Source organism: Kribbella yunnanensis, from assembly GCF_039529655.1.
In the GTDB taxonomy this organism is placed as follows: Bacteria; Actinomycetota; Actinomycetes; order Propionibacteriales; family Kribbellaceae; genus Kribbella; species Kribbella yunnanensis.
On record NZ_BAAANF010000025.1, the window covers coordinates 110,704 to 131,137 of the forward strand.

Sequence of the window (20,434 nt, forward strand, 5' to 3'; positions counted from 1 at the left end):
CTGTTGCGCCGAAGGGTGGATAGGATGTCCGGGATCTGGCACGGGGTAGCGACAAGAGGTGTGATGAGGGAACCCTCCGTACGCCGTTATTCCGGGCGATCGGTCGAGGAGTGGAAGGCAGCGCGCCGAGAGCGACTACTGGCCGCCGCGGTGGAGTTGTTCGGGACCGAAGGGTACCCGGCGACATCGGTGGAACGCCTGTGCACACAGGCGAAAGTGTCCACGCGGCACTTCTACCACGAGTTCCAGAACAAGGAAGCCGTGCTGCTCGCGGTGCACGCGCAAGTCATCGAGTTGACCGTGCGGAACACCGGCGACGCGATCCGGCAGACCGTCGGTCGACCGGTCAAGGAGCGGATCACTGCTGCGGTCGACAGCTATCTGAAAACGATCATGGCCGATTTGCGCCGGGCGCGGATTTCGTTCGTCGAGGTGGTCGGCACCAGCCCGGCCGTCGAGGAGCAGCGGATCGCGTTCCGGGATCTGTTGATCGCGGGAGTACGCGACCTCGGCGACAGTGCCGCAGCCAAGGGCGAGATCGAACGACGCGACTTCCGATTCGTCGGTCTGAGTTTCTTCGGGGCCGTCAACGCAGTCATCTACGACTGGATGCTCGCCGACCCGCGGCCGCCCGAGCAGAAGGTGCAGAAATCCCTGCAGGAGTTGGCGATTCAGCTCATGACGAGCTGAACCGCTTGCGCAGTTCGGCGAGGGCGTCATCGCGCCTCATCGCCGCACCAGCGCCGTACGCCGTCTCGAACGCGTCGTCACCCAGCAGCTCGTGGAGCTGCTCGGTGAGGGCGCGAACGTCGGCATCCGGCACGCTCCGCATCCCACGCAGCGCGGCGCCCAAACCGAGGGTCCGTGCGGCCGCCTCGTGGTCGCCCGACGCGAGATCGACCTCGGCTGCGGTATCGACGACCACCGCGGTGATCGGCATGTCCGAACTGGTCAGGGCGAGCTCGACCGCCTCCCGGCTCAAGGTCCTGGCCGACTCCAGGTCGCCGCGCCGCAGATCGATCCGGCCGGTTTGGGCCAGCAGCATCGCCATCGCCTGCGGAGCCCGGTCGAACGCTGGGCCGAGCATCGAGCGCGCGCGTTCGGCCAGCTCCTTCGCCTCGTCGAGCCGGCCGGCCCGCAGTTCGATCCGGGAGAAGCCGAACAGCGACATCGCCTCGCCTTCGCGGGAGCCGTTCTCCTCGGCGATCCGAAGTGCCTGCTGCTGAACTGCCCGGGCACCCTCGACATCACCGAGCTCGAGCCGGCTGATCGCCGCCGAACCGAGCAGCTGCCCCATCCCTTCGGTGGTGCCGAGCTCCTCGAACAGGCTCATCGACTCCTCGAGCGAGACCAACGCAGCCTCGTGCTCACCGCGAGCAGCTTGCAGACTGGCCAGTCCACGCAACGCCATCGACGTACCCCAGCGGTCACCGAGACCACGGAACCCCTCGAGTGCGACACCCAGATCGGCGTCCATCTGGACGGGCTCGCCCTCGTTGTCGCGGAACATCGCGAGCAGCAGTGAGGCCATGTTCCGCGTCCACGGATCCTGATGATCACGCGCCGCCTCGAGCTCGAGGAACGACGCCGACGTGTCCCGCCGGAGCGCTGCCCACATCGCGTTGGTGAACCGGCCGACGGCCGAGTCGCAGACGGTCGGGTACCGCCGCGACAGCAGCCTGACCTCGGCCAGCGAACGCAGCGCCTTGGGGACCATCGACTCCGAGTCCTCTTCGGTGGACATGGTGCCGAAGGCAAGCATCATCAACGTGATCGCCCGCTCGACCGGCACGCTCGGCCCCGGTACGGCGAGCGCTGCGCGCATCCAGCCGACCGCCTCGGTCGGACGGCCGCTCATGTTCCAGAGCTCGGCGAGCACCGACACCATCTGCACGGAAGCCCGCGCCGAACCGGAATCGATCGCCGTACGGAGGGCGTCGGTCAGGTTGTCGTGGTCCGCCTTCAACCGGGCGATCCACTCGACCTGCGCACCGGTCCGAAGCTTCGGCGAGGCCTTCCGCAGCAACCGCTGGAAGTATTCGGTGTGCGCCTGCCGGAACCGATCCCGCTCACCAGCCGCCGCGAGCTGCTCGGCGCCGTACGCGCGAACTGTCTCGAGCATCCGGTAGCGCACCGACCGCTCACCGGCGACCGCCTCGACAAGCGATTTGTCGACAAGTGAAGCCAGTACGCCGAGGACCGCCTCGGGCGGTAGATCGTCGTCGCTGCAGACCTGCTCGGCGGCCTCTAATGTGGCCCCACCGGAGAACAGCGAGAGTCGGCGAGCGACCGCCTGCTCGTCGGCATCGAGGAGATCCCAGCTCCACTCGACGACCGCGCGCAACGTCTGGTGCCGGGGCAACGCCGTCCGCGAACCGCTGGTCAGCAAGCGGAATCGGTCCGCGAGCCGATCCACGATCAGCTCCGGAGTGAGCGCGCGCAACCGGGCCGCGGCGAGCTCGATCGCCAGCGGCATCCCGTCGAGCCGGCGGCAGATCTCGGCGACCGCGGCCCAGTTGGTGGGCGTCAACGCGAAGTCCGGCCGCACCGCGCGAGCCCGGTCGACGAAGAGTTGTACCGCCGGATAGTCGTACGGCGCCTCTCCCGCCGGCATCGCGTCGGGTGGGAGTCCGAGCGGTCCGACCGGGTGGAGGTGCTCTCCGAGGATGCTCAGGGGCTCCCGGCTCGTGGTCAGCACCCGCAGCCGCGGGCAGGCCGCGAGCAGCGAATCGACCAGTCCGGCGACCTCCTGGACCAGGTGCTCACAGTTGTCGAGCACGAGCAGGATCCGGCGGTCCGCGATCACCTCGACCAGACGGTCGGTCGCGGCGCGGCTCGCCCGCAGCTGCTTGGGCACGAGACTCGACGGTGGCGTGAGGTCGACGTACTCGCTGGCTCCCAGCGCCGACAGTACGGCGGGGGCCACGTCGGCCGCGTCACCGAGTGGCGCGAGCTCGACGAACCAGATGCCGTCACCGCTCTGCTCCACCAAGGTCCGACCGGTCTCGGTCGCCAACCGGGTCTTCCCGGCACCGCCGGGGCCGACCATGGTGACGAGTCTGGTGCCGTTGCTGAGCAGCCGGCTGAGCTCGGCGACATCCTCATGACGGCCGACGAAGCTGGTGACCGGTGCGCGCAGATTGCTCCGCGGCACGGCCGGCATCGGCGCGGGCGTGGACACCGCGACCGGATCGACCGCGTCTCCGCGCAGGACCGCGACATGTACGTCACGCAGCCGTGTGCCCGGATCCGCGCCGAGTTCGTCGGCGAGCGTCGTACGGACTCGCTCGTACGCCGTCAGGGCCTCGGCTTGGCGGCCGTCGGCGTACAGAGCGCGGATCAGCAGCTCGTGGAGGCGTTCGCGCAGTGGATGCGTGACGGCGAGGTGCTCGAGCTCGGTGATCAGGTCGCGGGCTCGGCCGCAGCTGACCGCGGCTTCGGCGAGGTCCTCGGCCGCACCAAGCCGGAGCTCGGTCAGCCGGTCCGCCTCGATCGCTGCGAACGGCAGGTCGCGCAGGTCCGCGAGGGCCTCACCACGCCAGAGCTTCTCGGCTTGGGCGAGCAGTGTGTACGCCTGCTCCGGATCTGCCCCGAGGAGCGCGCGCCCCCGGCGTACCAGGTCTTCGAACTGCTGTGCATCGACACAGTCCGCACCGATGGTCAGTGTGTAGCCGGCCGGGCCGGACTGGATCGCGATGCTCGACTCCGTCGCCGGGAGACTCGCACGCAACCGGGACACGAGCGACTGCAGCGCGTTGGCACTGGGTGCCGCGGTCCCCCACAGGCCGTCGACCAGGGTCTCGACACTGACCGGCTTCCCGGCACTCAGCGCGAGCCGGGCGAGCAGTCCGCGCAGGCGAACCCCGCGGACGTCGAGCGGAGTCCCGTCGGCCGCCCACATCGCGAGAGGACCGAGCACCGCTATGCGCACCTACCCAGCCTTGCACATCCAGGTGCCCCGGGGCCTCTGCCTTTTGTCATCACCCTCGCTTATTGTCGACTGTCGTGACCGAACTCGCCGCGCAGACGCAAACCGCCCTCACTCGACTCGTCGCTGATCGCCAGGCCACCGGCCGCGTTCCCGGAGTGGTGGGCGCTGTCGCCCGCGCCGGATCGCTGGTCTGGTCGCACGGCGCAGGCTCCGCCGATCTGGACACCCCGGGAGTACCGCCGACGGCGGACTCGCAGTTCCTGATCGCCTCGCAGAGCAAGACGCTGACGGCGGTCGCCGTACTGGCGCTGCGCGACGAGGGCAAGCTCAGCCTGGACGACCCTCTGGAGACGCACGTTCCGGAGAGCAAGCACGGCGGCGTCACCCTGCGGCAGATGCTCAGCCACGCCAGCGGCATGCAGCGCGAACCGGTCGGCGACGTGTGGGACCTGATGAGGTTCCCCGACCGTGACGAACTGGTCGCCGGCTGGAACGACGCCGAGCGCGTCGGCAAGCCGCACCACCGGTTCCACTATTCGAACCTGGTCTACTCACTGCTCGGCGAGGTCGTCGCCCGGCTCGACGGCAAGCCCTGGTACGACGCGATCAAGGCCCGCATCCTCGATCCGCTGGAGATGCGCCGGACGACAGTCGGGATGGACGGCGGCCCGGCCGCGACCGGCTACTACGTGCCGCCGTTCACCGACGTACCGGTGCAGGAACCGCTGCTCGACATCAAGGCGATGGCAGCCTGCGGCGGTCTGGCCAGTACGGCGGAAGACCTCGCGAAGTGGGCGATGTTCATCGCGAACCCGGTCTCGGAGGTGCTGTCCAAGGAGACCCTGGACGAGATGTGCCAGGTCCAGATCATGGCCGACACCGCCCGCTGGCAACTCGCCTTCGGCCTCGGCTTCATGCTCTTCCGCCGCGGCGACAGCCTCTTCGTCGGCCACGACGGCGGCATGCCCGGCCACATCACCTCGACCTTCGTCCACCGCGAGTCCGGAACCGCCGGCATCTGCCTACAGTCCTCCACCTCGGCGCCCGCCCCATCGCTCCTCGCCACCGACCTGATCACCAAGGTCCTCGACCTGGACCCACTCCCCGCCGACCCCTGGCTCCCCGGAACCCCGGTCCCCGCCGAACTGACCGGCGTACTGGGCACCTGGTGGACCGAGGGCTCCCCCTTCACCTTCACCGTCAAGGCCGGCGTCCTCCAAGCCAAGTCCCCCGCAGCCGCCGACTGGCAGGCCCCCGCCGTCTTCGACCGCATCGCCGAAGACACCTACCGCACCACCTCCGGCCGCGAAACCGGCGAACTCCTCACCATCACCCGAGACGCCACCGGCACCCCGGTGAAGTTGCACTGGGCAACCTACCTCTGCACCCGCGAACCCCTCGCCTTCGCCGACATCCCCCACTGACTCCTCCCTCCCCCTCCCCCCTTCCCCCCAAAGAGCCGCCCGCCGTCCCCCAACCAGCCGCCTTCTCTTTGGGCGCTCCGCTCATCTTTGAGAACCCACCAACCGTCTGGAGCCCAGAAAAACGGTTGGTGGGTTCTCAAAGTTGGATCTCGTGCACAAAGAGAAGGGGACCCACCTTTGGGGGGGTGTTAGGTGCGGCGGCGGTAGGCGCGGATGGCGAGGGGGGCGAAGACGGCTACCAGGCCGATCATCCAGGCCAGGGTGACCAGGAGGGGCTTCTGGATGGCGCCGCCGCCCATCAGGGCGCGTTCGAGGTCTACCAGGTAGGGGATGGGGCTGTACTTGGCGAACTCCTGGAGGAAGGCGGGCATGGTGCTGGTGGGGGCGAAGATGTTGCTGCCGAAGGTGAGCGGGAACATCACCAGGAAGGCGATGCCCTGGACGCCTTGGGCGGTCTTCATGGTCAGGCCGAGCCAGACCCAGATCCAGCACATCGACAGGGCGAAGCCGAGGACGATGACGAGGCCGAGCAGGCCGTAGCCGACGCCGTTCTCGAAGCGGAAGCCGAGGGCGAAACCGGTCGTCATCAGGATCACGATCGAGAGCATGTAGCGGACGGCGTCGCCGAGGACGGCGCCGATCAGCGGGGAGATGCGCGCGATCGGGAGGCTGCGGAAGCGGTCGAAGACGCCTTTGGCGAAGTCGTCGTTCAGGCCGACGCCGGTGCCCATGGTGGAGAACACGACGGTCTGGACGAGCAGGCCGGGGAGCAGCCAGGGCAGATAGCCCTGCCAGCCCTCGCCCCGGTTCATCGCGCCACCGAAGACGAACAGGAACAGCGTCAGGAAGATGATCGGCTGGAACGTCACGTCTGCGAGGGCTTCGGGGTTCTGGCGGATCCGGACGATGTTGCGCCAAGCCAGGGTCAGGCTCTGCTGCACCCAGGCGAACGGCCGGGACCTCTGTACGGCGGGTGCATGCTCAAGGGTTGCCGTGGTCATCGGCTTGCTCCTTCCAGGATGTCGGCGGGACGCTCTTCGGCGGCGTGACCGGTCAGGGCGAGGAAGACCTCGTCCAGGCTGGGCAGTCGCAGCGCCAGTTCGGTGACCGCGATACCGGCTTCGTCGAGACGGCGGACCACCACGGGCATCGCCGTACCGTCGGTGACCGGTGCACTGACCAAGGCGTTGACGACGTCGACGCTCGGTCGGACGCCGACTGCTTCGGCCACGATGGCGGCGACGCGCTCGAGGTGTGCGGGCTCAGACGGCCGTACGTCGAGCGTCTGCTTACCGGCCTGCGCCTTGAGCTCGGCCGGTCGGCCGGATGCGACCACGCGGCCCTTGTCGAACACCATCAACGAGTCGGCCAGTGCGTCGGCCTCCTCGAGGTACTGCGTGGTCAGCAGCACCGTGGTCCCGTCCAGGACGAGGTCGCGGATCGTCTCCCACACGCCGTTGCGGGCATGCGGATCCAGACCGGTCGTCGGCTCGTCGAGGTACAGGATGCGGGGGTTGCCGACCAGGCTCGCGGCCAGGTCGAGCCGGCGCCGCATACCGCCGGAGTAGGTCTTCGCGATCCGGTCGCCGGCGTCGATCAGCTCGAAGCGTTCGAGCAACTGCTCCGCACGACTACGGGCATTCGGCCGGGACATGCCCAGCAGCCGGCCGATCATGACCAAGTTGCGGCGGCCGGACATGTCCTCGTCGACCGAGGCGTACTGCCCGGTCAGGCCGATGATCCCGCGGACCTTGGCGGCATCCCGTACGACGTCGTACCCGCCGACCGTGGCGTGCCCGGCGTCGGGACGCAGCAGCGTGCCGAGGATCCGGACCGCTGTCGTCTTGCCCGCGCCGTTCGGCCCGAGCACTCCGAGCACTGTCCCGGTCGGGACAGTCAGGTCGACCCCGGCCAGCGCAGTCGTGGTTCCGTACTTCTTGACCAAGCCGACCGCCTCGATGGCGACCTGGTTCGATGTACTCATCGATTTCCTCCCAGTGGACTCACTTCACTGGGATTACCGTGCACGGCGGCGCTGGCACGGGGCTGGCATCGCTCTGGCAGGGGGCCTCAGCCCTTGAGCGGGACCACCTTGTTGGCGAGTAGCGCCTGGTAGGCCTCCGGGTTGTAGCGGGCCAGGTGGCCACGCGCCCGGCGGCGGTACTTGAGGATCTGCCGGATACCGATCGCCCACAGCACGTACTGGAAGGCCAGTGCGTACTTGAAGTCACCGATCGTCTGCGGAGCGCCACCGGACGAGGCGTCCAGCAGGATGCCGACCATGCCGATGCAGATCAGCGTGGCGATGAAGCCGCCGGTGTTGACCATCCCGTTGGCCGCACCGAACCGGGTGCTCGGGTTGAAGGTCCGCGCGTAGTCCAGTCCGAGCATCGAACCAGGTCCACCAGCAGCCTGTACGACGATCAGCAGCAGAAGCACCGGCATCGGGGCCTGCCCCGGCCACACCAGTACGACGGTCCACATCAGCACCGAGCCGGCGATGACGGCCAGCACGATCCACGACCGGTAGAACGGGAATTTGGCGGCGTACCGGCCGACCAGCGGTCCGTAGCAGAGCCCTGCGAGCACAGGCAGGATGAGCATCGCCGCCGCGGTCCCTGGCGCGACACCCTGGCCCTGCACGAGGAACGGGTAGCCCCAGAGCAGACCGAACGTGCTGCCGGAGAAGCTGGTCGTGAAGTGTGTCCACAGACCCAGCCGGGTACCCGGCTCATTCCAGGCCCGCCGGAGGTTCTTGCGAACCTCGGTGACCGACTGCTTGGCGTTACGCAGCGGCTCGTCGTACGGGGTGTTCTTGAGCAGCAGCAGTACGGCGATGCCCGCGACCAGGCTCAGCACACTGGCCCCGGCGAACGTCGGTGTCCAACCGAACGCATGGAACGCAGCGGCCATCGGAGCGGTCGAAACGATCGCACCGATACCACCAAGCATTCCGGTCGCCTGAGACATCACCGGCTGCCGCAGTGCAGGGAACCACGCCATGACAACGCGCAGCACGCTGATGAAGACCAGTGCGTCACCAACACCCAGTACGGCGCGCGCAGCGAGCGCGGCCGGGTACGAATCGACCATGCTGAACGCGGACTGCGCCACGAACAGCAGTCCGGACGCAGCGATCAGCAGCCGCTTGGAGCCATACCGATCGAGCAGTACGCCGACTGGTACCTGCATGGCGGCGTACACAGTCAGCTGTACGACGGTGAAGCTGGCCAGCGCGGATGCGGAGATGTCGAACCGCTCGGCGGCCTGCAGCCCGGCCACACTCATGGAACCGCGGTGCAGCACCGTCACCAGGTACGTGAAGACAGCAGTGGCCCAAACCGCCCAGGCACGCCGTCCGCCCAGGGGGAAGAGGAGTTCGGTCACCGAATGCCCCGCAGATCCGCCGCGGCGGAATCGATGTGGGCGACGACCAGCTCGCGGAACCGCTTCACGCTGTTGCCGCCGAGCGCGTCGATCATCTCCTGGTGGTCCGCGATCGACCTGTCCATCCGGGCCGGCTGCACCTCGATACCGGGCACACCCATCCGCACCTGGCGGTCGCGCAGACTGTTGTAGAGCTTGGCGAGAATCTCGTTGCCGGCGGCACCGACAATCGCCTCGTGGAAGGCGCGGTCGGCCTCCAGGAAGCTCTTCGCGTCATTGGCCTTGCGATGCGCGCGCATCTCGTCAACGCGCTGCGACAGGCTCTCGATCAGCTGCTTGCGCCGCGGCCAGACCTTGGCGGCCGCGTGCGACTCGATCAGCTCGCGAGCCTCGAGGACGTCGTTGATCTCCTGCGGCAGCACTGGCAGCACCAGCGCGCCCTTCTTCGGGTACAGCTTGACCAGGCCGGACTCCTCCAGCCGCAGCAATGCCTCCCGGACCGGAGTGCGCGAGACGCCGACCGCGGTGGCCAGCTCGCCCTCCGTCAGCAGCTCCCCGCCGGGGTAGACCCGGTCCAGGATCGCTGCCTTCACATACGCGTACACCCGCTCAGCGGCCGGGATCTTCTCCACTCCCGGCGCTGCCTCGACGACCACCCGAGCGATCTCGGCGGTTTCTTCCCCCAGCTCGAACTGCACAACCTCACCCTAAAACGCACTTGGTATCTCTGTTGTATCTATCCTACACCCACAGGCAATCCACTGGCTGTCCCCAACTTCTCCACGAGTTATCCACAGGGTGATCCACATGATGTGGGTAACTGAGCGTGAACTGCCGAACTATCGGTAGTGACAAACGCAGGGTTTCCCCTGTCTTGTGGACAAACCAGACCACTCACCGACGATGAGATTTAGAGTCACGAGTGATCGAGCCTGGTCCCGTCCGATCCAGGCCCCGCCCTTCTGGAGGCAGCGTGTCCCCTCTGTCCCGCCCGCGCCGGTTGTCCGCCGGCCTGGCCGCCACCGCCCTGGCGTTGACCGCGCTCGGCGCCACCGCCGCGAGCGCCGTACCGGCTCCGCTCGCAGCCGCCGCCGAGGCCGGCCCGCTGATGAACTACGTGGTGAACACCAAGCCCTCCCCCGGTCACATCCGGAAGGTGGAGAATGCGGTCAAGGCCGCCGGTGGCACCGTCCTGGTCTCGTACCGGCAGCTCGGCGTCGTGGTCGCGCAGTCGACCAACCCGGACTTCAAGACCGCGCTCAAGTCCGGCCGTGACGGCCGAGAGGTCCAGTCCGTCGGCGCCACCCGTACGGCGGCAGTGACCGACGGGACCGCGGCTGCGGCGGCACCGGCTGCGGCCGGGGCGGCGTCCGAGCGCGCGATTGTGGGCGCCCCGGTCGCCGACCCGCGCGAGAACGAGCAGTGGGACCTGACCCAGATCAAGGCTGACCAGGCCCACGCGATCACCGACGGTTCCCGCAGCGTCCTGGTCGGCATCAACGACAGCGGCGTGGACGACACCCACCCCGACCTCGCGCCGAACTTCGACGCGAAGAACTCGGTCAGCTGCGTCAACAACGGCGTACCGGACACCACTGCAGGTGCCTGGCGCCAGACCACCAGCTCGCACGGGACGCACGTGGCCGGCACGGTGGCTGCAGCGCGCAACGGCGTCGGCATCGTCGGCGTGGCGCCCGGCGTACGGATCGCGTCGGTGAAGGTTGTGAACGACGCCGGCTACATCTACCCGGAGTACGCGATCTGCGGCTTCGTCTGGTCGGCCGAGCACCACATGGACGTCACGAACCACAGCTACTTCATCGACCCGTACATGTTCTGGTGCAAGGACAACGGCGACCAGGGCGCGGTCCAGGAAGCAGTACGACGGGCCGTCGCGTACTCGACCGGTCGCGGCGTGCTCGCGGTCGCGGCCTCCGGGAACTCGAACTACGACCTGGCCAACAAGACCGTCGACAACAGCAGCCCGAACGACTCGACCGCCGTACCGCGGACGATCGACAACAACTGCCTGGACATGCCGACCGAGCTGCCGCACGTGATCACGGTGGCCTCGACCGACAAGGGCGGCGCCAAGAGCTCCTTCTCGAACTTCGGCCTGAACAAGATCGACGTCGCGGCTCCTGGCCGCTCGATCCTGTCCACCGTGCCCGGCGGCGGCTACCAGACGATGAGCGGTACGTCGATGGCCTCGCCGCACGTGGCCGGCGTTGCCGCGCTGATGAAGTCGGCGCACCCGTGGTGGGGCCCGCTGCAGCTGGAGGCCGCACTGCGCAAGCAGGCCGACGACACCGCCTGCCCGACCACCCCGGACGCCCGCTGCACCGGCACCACGGCGAACAACGCCTTCTTCGGTGAAGGCAACGTGGACGCACTGGACGCGGTCAAGCGCGGCTACTAACCCCCTGATCGGAGTGGGGGTCTCCCGCCCGGGACCCCCACTCGCTTCTCATTCCAGACTGATCAGCACGATGCCGGCGACGACCACCGCGGCCGCGATCGCCCGCCGCGGCCCGAAGCGCTCGCCGAAGAACACCGCGCCGATGACCGCCCCGAAGATGATGCTGGTCTCGCGCAGCGCAGCGACCGCAGCCAGCGTGCCCCGGGTCTGCGCCCACAGCACCAGCCCGTAGGCCACCATCGACACCAGACTGCCGCCCAGCGCGGACAGTACGGCTCCACGCGGCAGACGCAGTACAGACGGTCCTCGCCAGGCGATCACCAGCAGTGGCATGGCGAACCCCTGCAGCATGAAGACCCAGCCCATGTAGGTCAGCACGGGCATCTGACGCACCGCGAGCCCGTCCACCACCGTGTACGCCGCGATGGTCAGACCGGTCCCCATTGCCGCGGCTAGAGCGGGCACTTGCCGCCGCCCGGGCCGTCCGATGAACACCAGCCCGATCAGCCCGGCCGACACCAGCAGTACGCCGACCAGTACGCCGGGGGCCAGCGTCTGCTGCAGCACCACGACAGACACCACTGCCACGACCCAAGGCGACGTACCGCGGGCCAACGGGTACATCTGGCTGAACTGCCCCAGCTCGTACGACGCCAGCAGCCCACCCAGGTACGCCAGGTGCAGGACGGCCGAGGCGGCGATGTAGCCCCAGGTGTCAGCCGGCGGCAACCCCTGCACCAGCACGAGCACCAGCCCGATGACACCCGCCGCCAGCTCGAACAACGCCAGCCCAGCCACCCGATCCACGGCCCCATGCGCCATCGCATTCCACGTCGCATGCAAGACCGCAGCAGCCAGGACCACCACCAGAACCAGCACGGCTCCACCCTCTCATAGCGCGGTGATTGGTCCGGACCTATCCAGTTCGCGAGCAGCTTCCAGGCGAACCCGGATGTCGTCGAGCGTCGCGTGGCCGGCCTTCCAGACTCCAGCCCGCCAGATCGCCGACCCGATCGCACGGTGCCGAACCATCGTCGGCAGCGCCGCCTCCTCATCCGCCGACAGGATGGTGAACGCGGCATACCCGCGCCGGAAAGCCGTCAGCTGCTCAGGAGTGGAGTGGGCGAATCCGGTCACCAGGTCGGCGAACCGCAGGTCGAGTCCCGCGATCTCGAAGTCCAGTACGGCGCTCACACGGCCGTCGGCGATCAGCAGATTGCTGAGGCCGAAGTCGCCATGGACGATCTGAACCGGGAGGCGTTGCCGCAACTCCTGCATGGCCAGGTCGATCTCAGGCGCACGCTTCGCGAGCCACTCACTCGCGGCACCCGGCAGCTCACGCCGCAGTACTGCGTACACCTCGGTGAGCTCCGGGCGGATCGTGTCCAATGGTCGCCGCCAGTCCGATGGGGCGAGCTCCAGCGGCAATTCCGCCAGTGCGGCACACAGCTCGCCCGCAGCCCGTCCTGCCAGCTCCAGCTCGCGTTCCGAACGTGCCGGGTGCGCACCGGGCAGCTGACGGCTGAGGGTCGCCAGACCGACCGGCGTCACGACCGCAGTCGTCCCATCCGTCGCTGGAATCGGAGCCGGTACGTCGAAGGACAGTCCGCACCGGGTGAGCTCCGCCAGCAAGCGATGCTCGGCGTCCACCTTGCTCGGATCGGCATGGTGCTGCACTCGAAGGACATAGCCGTCGGCTCCGAAGCGCAGTAGCCGCACCCAGTTGTTCGTCCCATTCGACGGTGCCGCGATCTCACTCGGCGTACCGAGACCCCATTTCCTCAGCAGTGCTTGCAGATCGACGGCCACGCCGCCGAGTCTCTCCGACAACCACGGCCCTCAGCCAACGATTTCTCAGCTGCAGGTCAGAAGCCTCAGCCACCGTCGCCACCACCGCCACCGTCATAACCGCCACCGTCGTACCCACCGCCGAATCCGCCACCGTCGTGACCACCACCGTGCCACCCCCCACCCCAGGCGCCGCCGGGATCGACCTGGGTGTCGAACGAACCCAGCGCGAAGTAGCTGGCGCCGGCACCGGCTGCGAAGTACCCCTGCCCGTACGGCGCGACCGCCGCACCGGCCTCCCAATAGGGAACTCGCCGCTGGCCGAGTACGACGTACCGGACCTCGGGCTCGTCGCCTGCCTTCAACCGGGCCGCATCCTGCGCACACGCCGGCACTGTGCGCGTGCCACGCCTCGGCTGGTTCCACACCACATCGGTGGTGGACGGTCCGTGCTGTGGATTGAAGAAACACGGCACCCGCCGCTCCGGAACGGGCTCACCCGCGACTCGCGCGCGGACACACACGATGGCGTACCGCCCGGTGGCCAACGCATCGGTCACTGCACTGATGCCATCAGCCCGCTTGACCCCACCCACCGCACGCTGCGCAGCCTCATAAGCATCCAGCCCGCGCTGGTAGTCAAGCCGAGTCTCCGCATCAAGCTCCCGGCCCTCCACCACCGCGCCCAGCCTCGTGAGCTCCTCACCGAGCAGCGTCACGTCCTCGTCCGCCAGCTTCTTCACCTGCTCCAGCTCGGCAGCGTCTCCCTGCCGGGCGGCCCGCCGGTCCCACAGGTAGCGGCCGGCGACGGCCAGTCCGCCCCCACCCAGCAAAGCCAGCAACCAGGTCATAAGGCCGAGGATACGATTCCTCGGCCTCATGACACAGCAACTCAGGTGCAGGTGATTTCGGGCGTCAGCCAGTCGGCGTGGTCGTAGTTCTGATCGCCCGCAATGTCCATCCGGAGCTCGAGCATGGTGACACCGGTGAGGTTGGCCGTCAGCTGGGTGATGCCACTGGTGCCGACTGCATCGCCCTGCGCGAGGCGGGTGCTGTCGCCCCAGACTTCGAAGTGCACCTGGCCGCGATCGCCGACCTCGTCGTCGATACCGATCCCGGTCGTGAGCGTCGTACAGCGCTTGGCGAGGTGGAAGGTGACCGAACTGTTGGCGTGGCCGCCCAGACCGGACCCGTAGACGATGCCGGCCACGGTGAGCGGGCGACCGTCACCCGCGGCCTGCTCGCCGACGCTGCGGTTGCGCTCCATCGGTCCCCAGCTGTTGGTCATCGACACCCACGGGCGGTCACCCAACCGGGACTTGCCCGCAGGCGGCGGCGCACCGAGGCAGGCGATCTCCGGCGTCACCCAGTCGGCGTGGTCGAAGTCAGGCGTGTCCTTCGGGTCCACCCGCAACTCCAGCACCTGTACGCCGGTGAGGTCAGCGCTGAGCGTCACTGCGCCGCCCGCCCCGGTTGCGTCGGCCTGGGCACGGCGGGTGCCGTCACCCCAGACCTCGAACCGTACGTCGCCCCTGTCGCCGACCTCGTCGTCGATACCGGCCTTCACGGTCAGCTGGGTGCACTGCGCGTCCAGGAAGTAGCCGACCCGGGCCGGCGAGTGTGTACCCAGGCCCTTCGGGTAGACCGTGCCGGCGATGGTCAGCGGCTTGCCGTCACCGGCCGGCTGCTCGCCGACACTCGTGTTGGTCTCGACAGGTCCCCAGCCGTTGTCAGCAAAGGCCCATGGCTGGTCGGACAGCGTCGTACGGCCGAGAGGTGGCGGATCGGCCACTGTGAAGCGACCTGCGCCCGTACCGGTCTGGGAGGTCCCGTTCCATGACCAGCTGGCACTTGTGGTCAGGGCGACCGCTCCAAGGGCGGACTGGTTCGTCGTGAGGTGCCAGGTCACTGAGCCGGCCTGTCCGGCTCCCACCGTGCCCACCTGGGTCGAACCCTCCGGAGTGGCTGCCCACGTGGCCGGAACGCTCAGGGAGAGCTGGGCACCGGTCACTGCGGTCGGTCCGTCGTTGTACAGCTTCGTCTGCACATCGGCCCGTCCGGCAGCCGAGGTGACGTACGGCTTCACCGGCACAGCCTCCGGCACCACCATCGGAGCAACGTCGGCCCCGGCCCCCGGAGTCACCCGGAACATCGCCGCATCATGTGCACCGACCGCCGCACGCACAGTCCCCGCAGACGCCCGTACGGCGTTGCTCCACAGCTCTTTCACCGTGTACGCCGATGATGCGGGGAGCCCGAGCGCGGATGCCGTCGTACTGATCGTTGCGGCGTTGGGCGAGCGGTTGAGCAGGACGACCGCGGCTGAGCCGTCGGAGAGCTTCTTCGACCACACCTCGATGTCACCGTCGTCCCGAAGCTTGGCGCCTTGTCGGCCGGCCCAGTCCTGGTTGACCGCGACCACGTCGGGATCGGTGAGCAGGTCGCGCGTCGACGCAGGCATCGAGCGCAGGTCGTTGCCGGCGATGAGCGGTGAGTTGATGATCGACCAGAGGCTCATGTGCGCCCGGCTCTCGGCGTACGTGAGACCGCTGTTGCCCACCTCGAGCATGTCGGGGTCGTTCCAGGCGTTCGGGCCGGAGTACTGCTCAAGCCCGACCTGTTGGTCGAGCAGCGACATCACACTGGACCAGTTGTTGGCGATGTCGCCCGTGGTGCGCCACATGTGACCGCCCGCGCCGGCGGCCCAGAGCCATGGCTGGTTCTGACCCCATTCGCAGATGCTGTAGAGGATCGGGCGCCCGGTGGCCTGCAGTGCGTCGGCCATGGTCTTGTACCGCGTCGTGGCCGGGATGCCATTCTGCTGACCGCAGTTGTCGTACTTGAGCAGGTCAACACCCCAACTCGCCCAGGACTGCGCGTCGACGGTCTCGTGCCCGAGGCTGGCCGGTAGGCCTTGGCAGGTGTGCGAACCAGCGGACGAGTAGATGCCGAGCTTGAGACCACGCGCGTGCACATAGTCGGCAATCGCCTTGATCCCGCTCGGGAAGCGCGTCGGGTCAGCCTGCAGGCGACCGCTGCCGTCACGCTGCGGCGCCATCCAGCAGTCGTCGATATTCACGTACTTGTACCCAGCCGCCGCCATCCCCGACGACACCATCGCATCAGCGGTATCGCGGATCAGCGCCTCGTTGATGTCACAGCCGAACGTGTTCCAGCTGTTCCACCCCATTGGTGGCGTGGGCGCAAGATCCGGCTTCGCCTGTGGCGCGGCCTGCGCAGTCGCCGGCACGACGACAGCACACAAGACCAAGCTCAGAACGGAAGCGAGCAGACATCGGCGCATGGCGGACTCCATCCGTGGGTGGGGCGGCACTCACTGCGAGGGAAGCTACACGCGACGTCACCTCCCCGACAAGACATGAAGCCCCACAAACCAACACATTCCGCCAGGCTCGAATGGTCTACCGCCCACCCCCTCCCCCTCACCCCCCAAAGGTGGGTCGCCTTCTCTTTGTGCACGAGATCCCACTTTGTGCACCCATCAACCATTTTCGTGAGCTCGAAGTGGTTGGTGGGTTCCCAAAGATGAAGTTGGTGCACAAAGAACAGCGGACGTGTTGGGGAACGGGGGGCGGCTCTTTGGGGGCGTTGTGTGGACGCGGACGTGCGATCGGCGCGATCGCACGGGGCGATCGCGCCGAAGGTGTCGACGATGGAGTTGCCGGAGGGGGTGTCCGTTAGAACATCAGGGCTCGGGCGGGGTCTTCGAGGATGCTGGCTACGTCGGCGAGGAAGGTGGAACCCTTTTCGCCGTCGATGAGGCGGTGGTCGAAGGACAGCGCCAGGGTGGTGATCCAGCGGGGGACGATCTCGTCGTTGACGACCCAGGGCATCTTGCGAACCGCACCGAAGGCGAGGATCGCGGCTTCGCCGGGGTTGATGATCGGGGTCCCCGCGTCGACACCGAAGACGCCGACGTTGGTGATCGTGAACGAACCGCCGGCCTGGTCAGCCGGTGAGGTCTTGCCTTCGCGGGCCGTGGCGACGAGCTCACCCAGGGCCGCGCAGAGCTCCGGCAGAGTGAGCGTGTCGGCGTTCTTGATGTTCGGGACGATCAGTCCGCGCGGGGTGGCCGCGGCGATGCCGAGGTTGACTGCACCCTTGTAGACGATCTCCTGAGCCTGCTCGTCCCACGCCGCGTTGATGATCGGCGTCCGCCGCGCAGCCAACGTGACCGCCTTCGCCACAATCAGCAACGGCGAGACCCGAAGGTCGCGGAACGCCTTGTCACCCTTGAGCCGCTCAACCAACTCCATCGTGGCGCTGACGTCAACGGTGATCCACTCAGTCACATGCGGCGCACTGAAAGCACTGGCCACCATCGCCTGCGCCATCACCTTCTGCACACCCTTGACCGGCACCCGAGTGTCCCCACGCCCACTAACCACAGGAGCAGCCTCGTACGCCGGCGCTGCCGGAGCAGCCACGTGGTTCTCCACGTCGGTGCGGGTGACGATTCCACCAGGTCCGGTAGCCGTCACCGTGCCAAGGTCGATCCCCAAGTCCTTGGCGAGCTTCCGCACCGGCGGCTTGGCCAGCACATGCGCCCCCACCCCGTTGCCCACGGCAACTGGTGATGTCGAGGAGGGGACGGCCGCACCAAGCCCCGCAACCTGGGCCGAGCTCGCAGCCTGGGCTGAGCCCGCAGCCTGTGCCGGTCCGGCGGAGGGGGTGGTCGGCGCTGGCGCCGCGGTCGAAGCCTGGGCGGCCGCGTAGGCCGGGGCCGTGGCAGGCGTCGGCTGGGCCGGAGGTGTGGCTGCTACGGGAGCGGCAGGAGCCGGCGCCGAGCCGGCGGATGCCGCGGCGGCACCGCCCTTGCGGGGGCGGCGTTTGGCTTCGGTGGTTCGGGGGCCGTAGCCGACCAGTACGGCGGTGCGGCCGCCGTCGGTGGGTTCGTCGGCGACCGGTTCGTCGGGGGCATCCGTCAGTACGGCGATGATCGGCGTACCGACGTCGACCGTTTCGCCTTCGGGGACCAGGAGTTCGTGGACGGTGCCGGCGAAGGGGACGGGGAGTTCTACGAGGGACTTGGCGGTTTCGATCTCGACGATGGTGTCGTTGAGTTTGACCGTGTCGCCGACCTTGACCTTCCAGCTGACGATCTCGGCCTCGACGAGGCCTTCGCCGACGTCGGGGAGGTTGAAGCGTTGGATGGCCATCAGTACCCCATCACCCGGTCGATACCGTCCAGGACCCGGTCCAGGTCGGGGAGGTACTCCTCCTCCATCCGCGACGGCGGGTAGGGGGTGTCGTACCCGGTGACACGCAGGACCGGCGCCTCGAGGTGGTAGAAGCACTCCTCGGTCACCCGCGCGGCGATCTCCGAACCAGGCCCGAAGGACAGCGTGGCCTCGTGCACCACGACCGCGCGCCGGGTCTTCTTCACCGAGGCGAAGATGGTCTCCAGGTCGAACGGCGAGATCGAACGCAGGTCCACGACCTCCAGGTTGCGCCCGTCCTCGGCCGCGGCTTCGGCGGCCTGCAGGCAGGTCTTCACCATCGGGCCGTAGCAGAACAGCGTGGCGTCAGTACCTTCGCGAGCCACCTTCGCCTTGTGCAGCGGCAACGCCGGCGGGACGGACTCGTCCAGCTCGGCCTTCTCGTGGTAGCGGCGCTTCGGCTCGAAGAAGACGACCGGGTCGTCGGAGGCGATCGCCTGCTGGATCATCCAGTACGCGTCGACCGGGTCGCCGCAGGTCACCACCTTGAGGCCGTTGACGTGCGCGAACAGCGTCTCCGGCGACTCCGAGTGGTGCTCGACCGCGCCGATGCCACCGCCGTACGGGATCCGGATCACGACGGGCATCTTGATCTTGCCCATCGACCGGTAGTGCATCTTCGCGACCTGGTTGATGATCTGGTCGTACGCCGGGAAGACGAACCCGTCGAACTGGATCTCGCAGACCGGCCGGTACCCGCGCAGGGCGAGCCCGACGGCGGTCCCGATGATCCCGGACTCGGCCAGCGGGGTGTCGATCACCCGGTCCTCGCCGAAGTCCTTCTGGAGACCTTCGGTAATCCGGAAGACCCCGCCGAGTTTGCCGATGTCCTCACCCATCACGACGACCTTGGGGTCGGCCTCCATCGAGGCCCGCAGCCCGGCGTTGATGGCCTTGCCGAGAGTGATCTTCGCCATCGCTCAGCCCTCGCCTTCGAACGATGCCGCGTAGGCGGCGTACTGGTCGCGCTGCTCCGCGAGCTGCGGCGTCTCCTCGACGTACACGTGCTGGAAGAAGTCGGTCATCGTCGGGTCCGGCAGCGCCAGGCAGCCGGCCCGCAGCTCAGCCGCGACCTTGTCCGCCTCGGCCTCGACCTCCTCGAAGAAGTCGCTGTCCACTCCAGCATGCCGGGTCAGATACGCGTGCACCCGCTCGATCGGGTCCTTGAGCTTCCAGTGCTCGAGATCCTCGGACAGCCGGTACTTCGTTGGGTCGTCGGAGGTGGTGTGCGCACCCATCCGGTAGGTGTAGGCCTCGATCAGTGTCGGGCCACTGCCCTCACGGGCGCGCTTCAGCGCTTGCTGAGTGACGGCGTACGTCGCAAGAACGTCGTTGCCGTCGACGCGGATACCGGGGAAACCGAAGCCGGCCGCGCGCTGGTACAGCGGGATCCGGGTCTGCCGGTCGATCGGCTCCGAGATGGCCCACTGGTTGTTCTGGCAGAAGAAGACGACCGGGGCGTTGAAGACGGAGGCGTAGATGAAGGCCTCGTTCACGTCGCCCTGGCTGCTGGCGCCGTCGCCGAAGTACGCGATCGTCGCCTCGCCGTTGTCAGCGTCGCCGACGGCGTGGTCGCGCTGCTGACCCATCGCATACCCGGTCGCGTGCAGCGTCTGGGCGCCGATGACGATCGTGTACAGCGCGAAGTTGTTGTCCTTCGGGTCCCAGGCGCCCTGGTCGACACCGCGGAACAGGCCGAGCAGGTTCAGCGGGTTGACGCCCTGGCAGAAGGCCACGCCGTGCTCGCGGTAGGTCGGGAAGACCATGTCCTTCTTGTTCAGCGCGCGCCCGGAGCCGATCTGCGCGGCCTCCTGGCCGAGCAGCGACGCCCACAGGCCGAGCTCACCCTGACGCTGCAGGGCGGTCGCCTCGGAGTCGATCCGGCGGACCAGGGTCATGTCCCGGTAGAAACCCTTGATGACGTCGTCGCCGAGGTCGAAGGAGTAGTCCGGGTTCTCGACGCGCTCACCTTCGGGCGTCAGGAGCTGGACGAACTCGACCTCTTCGGGAGGCTGGGATGGGCTGACCGGCACCTCGACGGGTGCGAACACTTCCGGGGGAGTCCCCGGCACCGACTCACTCACATGCACTCCTCGGGTTCGAGCGCGGGATCGCCGCGACCGCAACGTTGCACGGGCCCGGCCGTTGTGCCGGATGAGGCTTCGCAGGCAGGACCACATGGATCCAGGGGTTGATGCACACCACTTGCGGCACACCGTACCGAGCAGTTGCCTGATCCGCTAAC

The 20,434-nt window shown here is 68.0% G+C and carries 15 protein-coding genes; 3 read left to right on the top strand and 12 right to left on the bottom strand.

Annotation, left to right across the window (positions count from 1 at the left end; genetic code table 11):
• The first annotated feature begins 63 nt into the window (after positions 1-63).
• Complete coding sequence (locus ABD231_RS36595; RefSeq protein ID WP_344163033.1) at positions 64-690, top strand: TetR/AcrR family transcriptional regulator; 627 nt, start codon at positions 64-66, stop codon at positions 688-690.
• On the opposite strand, the gene ABD231_RS36600 is transcribed toward ABD231_RS36595, so the two are convergent.
• Complete coding sequence (locus ABD231_RS36600; RefSeq protein WP_344163036.1) at positions 677-3,919, bottom strand: AfsR/SARP family transcriptional regulator; 3,243 nt, start codon at positions 3,917-3,919, stop codon at positions 677-679. The genes ABD231_RS36595 and ABD231_RS36600 overlap by 14 nt on opposite strands.
• An 86-nt stretch (positions 3,920-4,005) precedes the next feature.
• On the opposite strand from ABD231_RS36600, the gene ABD231_RS36605 reads away from it, so the two are divergent.
• Positions 4,006-5,355 (top strand): serine hydrolase domain-containing protein, encoded by a 1,350-nt coding sequence (locus ABD231_RS36605; protein ID WP_344163039.1) that lies wholly within the window; start codon positions 4,006-4,008, stop codon positions 5,353-5,355.
• 188 nt (positions 5,356-5,543) lie between these two features.
• Here the strand turns inward: ABD231_RS36605 and ABD231_RS36610 are convergent, their stop codons facing one another.
• The 4 genes from ABD231_RS36610 to ABD231_RS36625 all read right to left on the bottom strand — a co-directional run bounded on the left by ABD231_RS36610 (position 5,544) and on the right by ABD231_RS36625 (position 9,440).
• Positions 5,544-6,356: an ABC transporter permease gene (locus tag ABD231_RS36610; RefSeq protein WP_344163042.1), complete on the bottom strand. Its 813-nt coding sequence runs from the start codon at positions 6,354-6,356 to the stop codon at positions 5,544-5,546.
• On the bottom strand, positions 6,353-7,339 hold the full coding sequence (locus ABD231_RS36615; protein ID WP_344163045.1) for an ATP-binding cassette domain-containing protein: 987 nt from the start codon (positions 7,337-7,339) through the stop codon (positions 6,353-6,355). The genes ABD231_RS36610 and ABD231_RS36615 overlap by 4 nt, the downstream gene beginning before the upstream one ends.
• Before the next feature lie 86 nt (positions 7,340-7,425).
• Positions 7,426-8,742 (bottom strand): MFS transporter, encoded by a 1,317-nt coding sequence (locus tag ABD231_RS36620; RefSeq protein ID WP_344163048.1) that lies wholly within the window; start codon positions 8,740-8,742, stop codon positions 7,426-7,428.
• Entirely contained in the window at positions 8,739-9,440 is a 702-nt protein-coding gene (locus ABD231_RS36625; RefSeq protein WP_344163051.1) for a GntR family transcriptional regulator, read from the bottom strand. Before ABD231_RS36625 ends, ABD231_RS36620 begins: the two co-directional genes overlap by 4 nt.
• Positions 9,441-9,715: 275 nt before the next feature.
• Here ABD231_RS36625 and ABD231_RS36630 point away from each other — a divergent pair, with 275 nt between their 5' ends.
• Positions 9,716-11,161 (top strand): S8 family peptidase, encoded by a 1,446-nt coding sequence (locus ABD231_RS36630; protein WP_344163054.1) that lies wholly within the window; start codon positions 9,716-9,718, stop codon positions 11,159-11,161.
• 48 nt (positions 11,162-11,209) lie between these two features.
• On the opposite strand, the gene ABD231_RS36635 is transcribed toward ABD231_RS36630, so the two are convergent.
• From ABD231_RS36635 to pdhA, 7 genes are all read right to left on the bottom strand, one after another.
• On the bottom strand, positions 11,210-12,040 hold the full coding sequence (locus tag ABD231_RS36635; protein ID WP_344163057.1) for an EamA family transporter: 831 nt from the start codon (positions 12,038-12,040) through the stop codon (positions 11,210-11,212).
• A gap of 12 nt (positions 12,041-12,052) precedes the next feature.
• On the bottom strand, positions 12,053-12,970 hold the full coding sequence (locus ABD231_RS36640; RefSeq protein WP_344163061.1) for a phosphotransferase enzyme family protein: 918 nt from the start codon (positions 12,968-12,970) through the stop codon (positions 12,053-12,055).
• Between the two features lie 65 nt (positions 12,971-13,035).
• Positions 13,036-13,800 (bottom strand): hypothetical protein, encoded by a 765-nt coding sequence (locus ABD231_RS36645; protein ID WP_344163065.1) that lies wholly within the window; start codon positions 13,798-13,800, stop codon positions 13,036-13,038.
• 41 nt (positions 13,801-13,841) lie between these two features.
• Complete coding sequence (locus tag ABD231_RS36650; protein ID WP_344163068.1) at positions 13,842-16,253, bottom strand: NPCBM/NEW2 domain-containing protein; 2,412 nt, start codon at positions 16,251-16,253, stop codon at positions 13,842-13,844.
• Positions 16,254-16,647: 394 nt separating this feature from the next.
• Positions 16,648-18,129: a dihydrolipoamide acetyltransferase family protein gene (locus ABD231_RS36655; protein WP_344163071.1), complete on the bottom strand. Its 1,482-nt coding sequence runs from the start codon at positions 18,127-18,129 to the stop codon at positions 16,648-16,650.
• Complete coding sequence (locus ABD231_RS36660) at positions 18,129-19,106, bottom strand: alpha-ketoacid dehydrogenase subunit beta (protein ID WP_344163074.1); 978 nt, start codon at positions 19,104-19,106, stop codon at positions 18,129-18,131. Before ABD231_RS36660 ends, ABD231_RS36655 begins: the two co-directional genes overlap by 1 nt.
• A 3-nt stretch (positions 19,107-19,109) precedes the next feature.
• Positions 19,110-20,273 (bottom strand): pyruvate dehydrogenase (acetyl-transferring) E1 component subunit alpha, encoded by a 1,164-nt coding sequence (pdhA, locus tag ABD231_RS36665; protein WP_425554243.1) that lies wholly within the window; start codon positions 20,271-20,273, stop codon positions 19,110-19,112.
• Positions 20,274-20,434: the final 161 nt, after the last annotated feature.

Bases quoted from the DNA above. Each gene is read 5' to 3' on its own strand.
- ABD231_RS36660 (WP_344163074.1), bottom strand. From the start codon at position 19,106: ATGGCGAAGATCACTCTCGGCAAGGCCATCAACGCCGGGCTGCGGGCC.
- ABD231_RS36645 (WP_344163065.1), bottom strand. From the start codon at position 13,800: ATGACCTGGTTGCTGGCTTTGCTGGGTGGGGGCGGACTGGCCGTCGCC.
- ABD231_RS36615 (WP_344163045.1), bottom strand. From the start codon at position 7,339: ATGAGTACATCGAACCAGGTCGCCATCGAGGCGGTCGGCTTGGTCAAG.
- ABD231_RS36595 (WP_344163033.1), top strand. From the start codon at position 64: ATGAGGGAACCCTCCGTACGCCGTTATTCCGGGCGATCGGTCGAGGAG.
- ABD231_RS36610 (WP_344163042.1), bottom strand. From the start codon at position 6,356: ATGACCACGGCAACCCTTGAGCATGCACCCGCCGTACAGAGGTCCCGG.
- ABD231_RS36650 (WP_344163068.1), bottom strand. From the start codon at position 16,253: ATGCGCCGATGTCTGCTCGCTTCCGTTCTGAGCTTGGTCTTGTGTGCT.
- ABD231_RS36655 (WP_344163071.1), bottom strand. From the start codon at position 18,129: ATGGCCATCCAACGCTTCAACCTCCCCGACGTCGGCGAAGGCCTCGTC.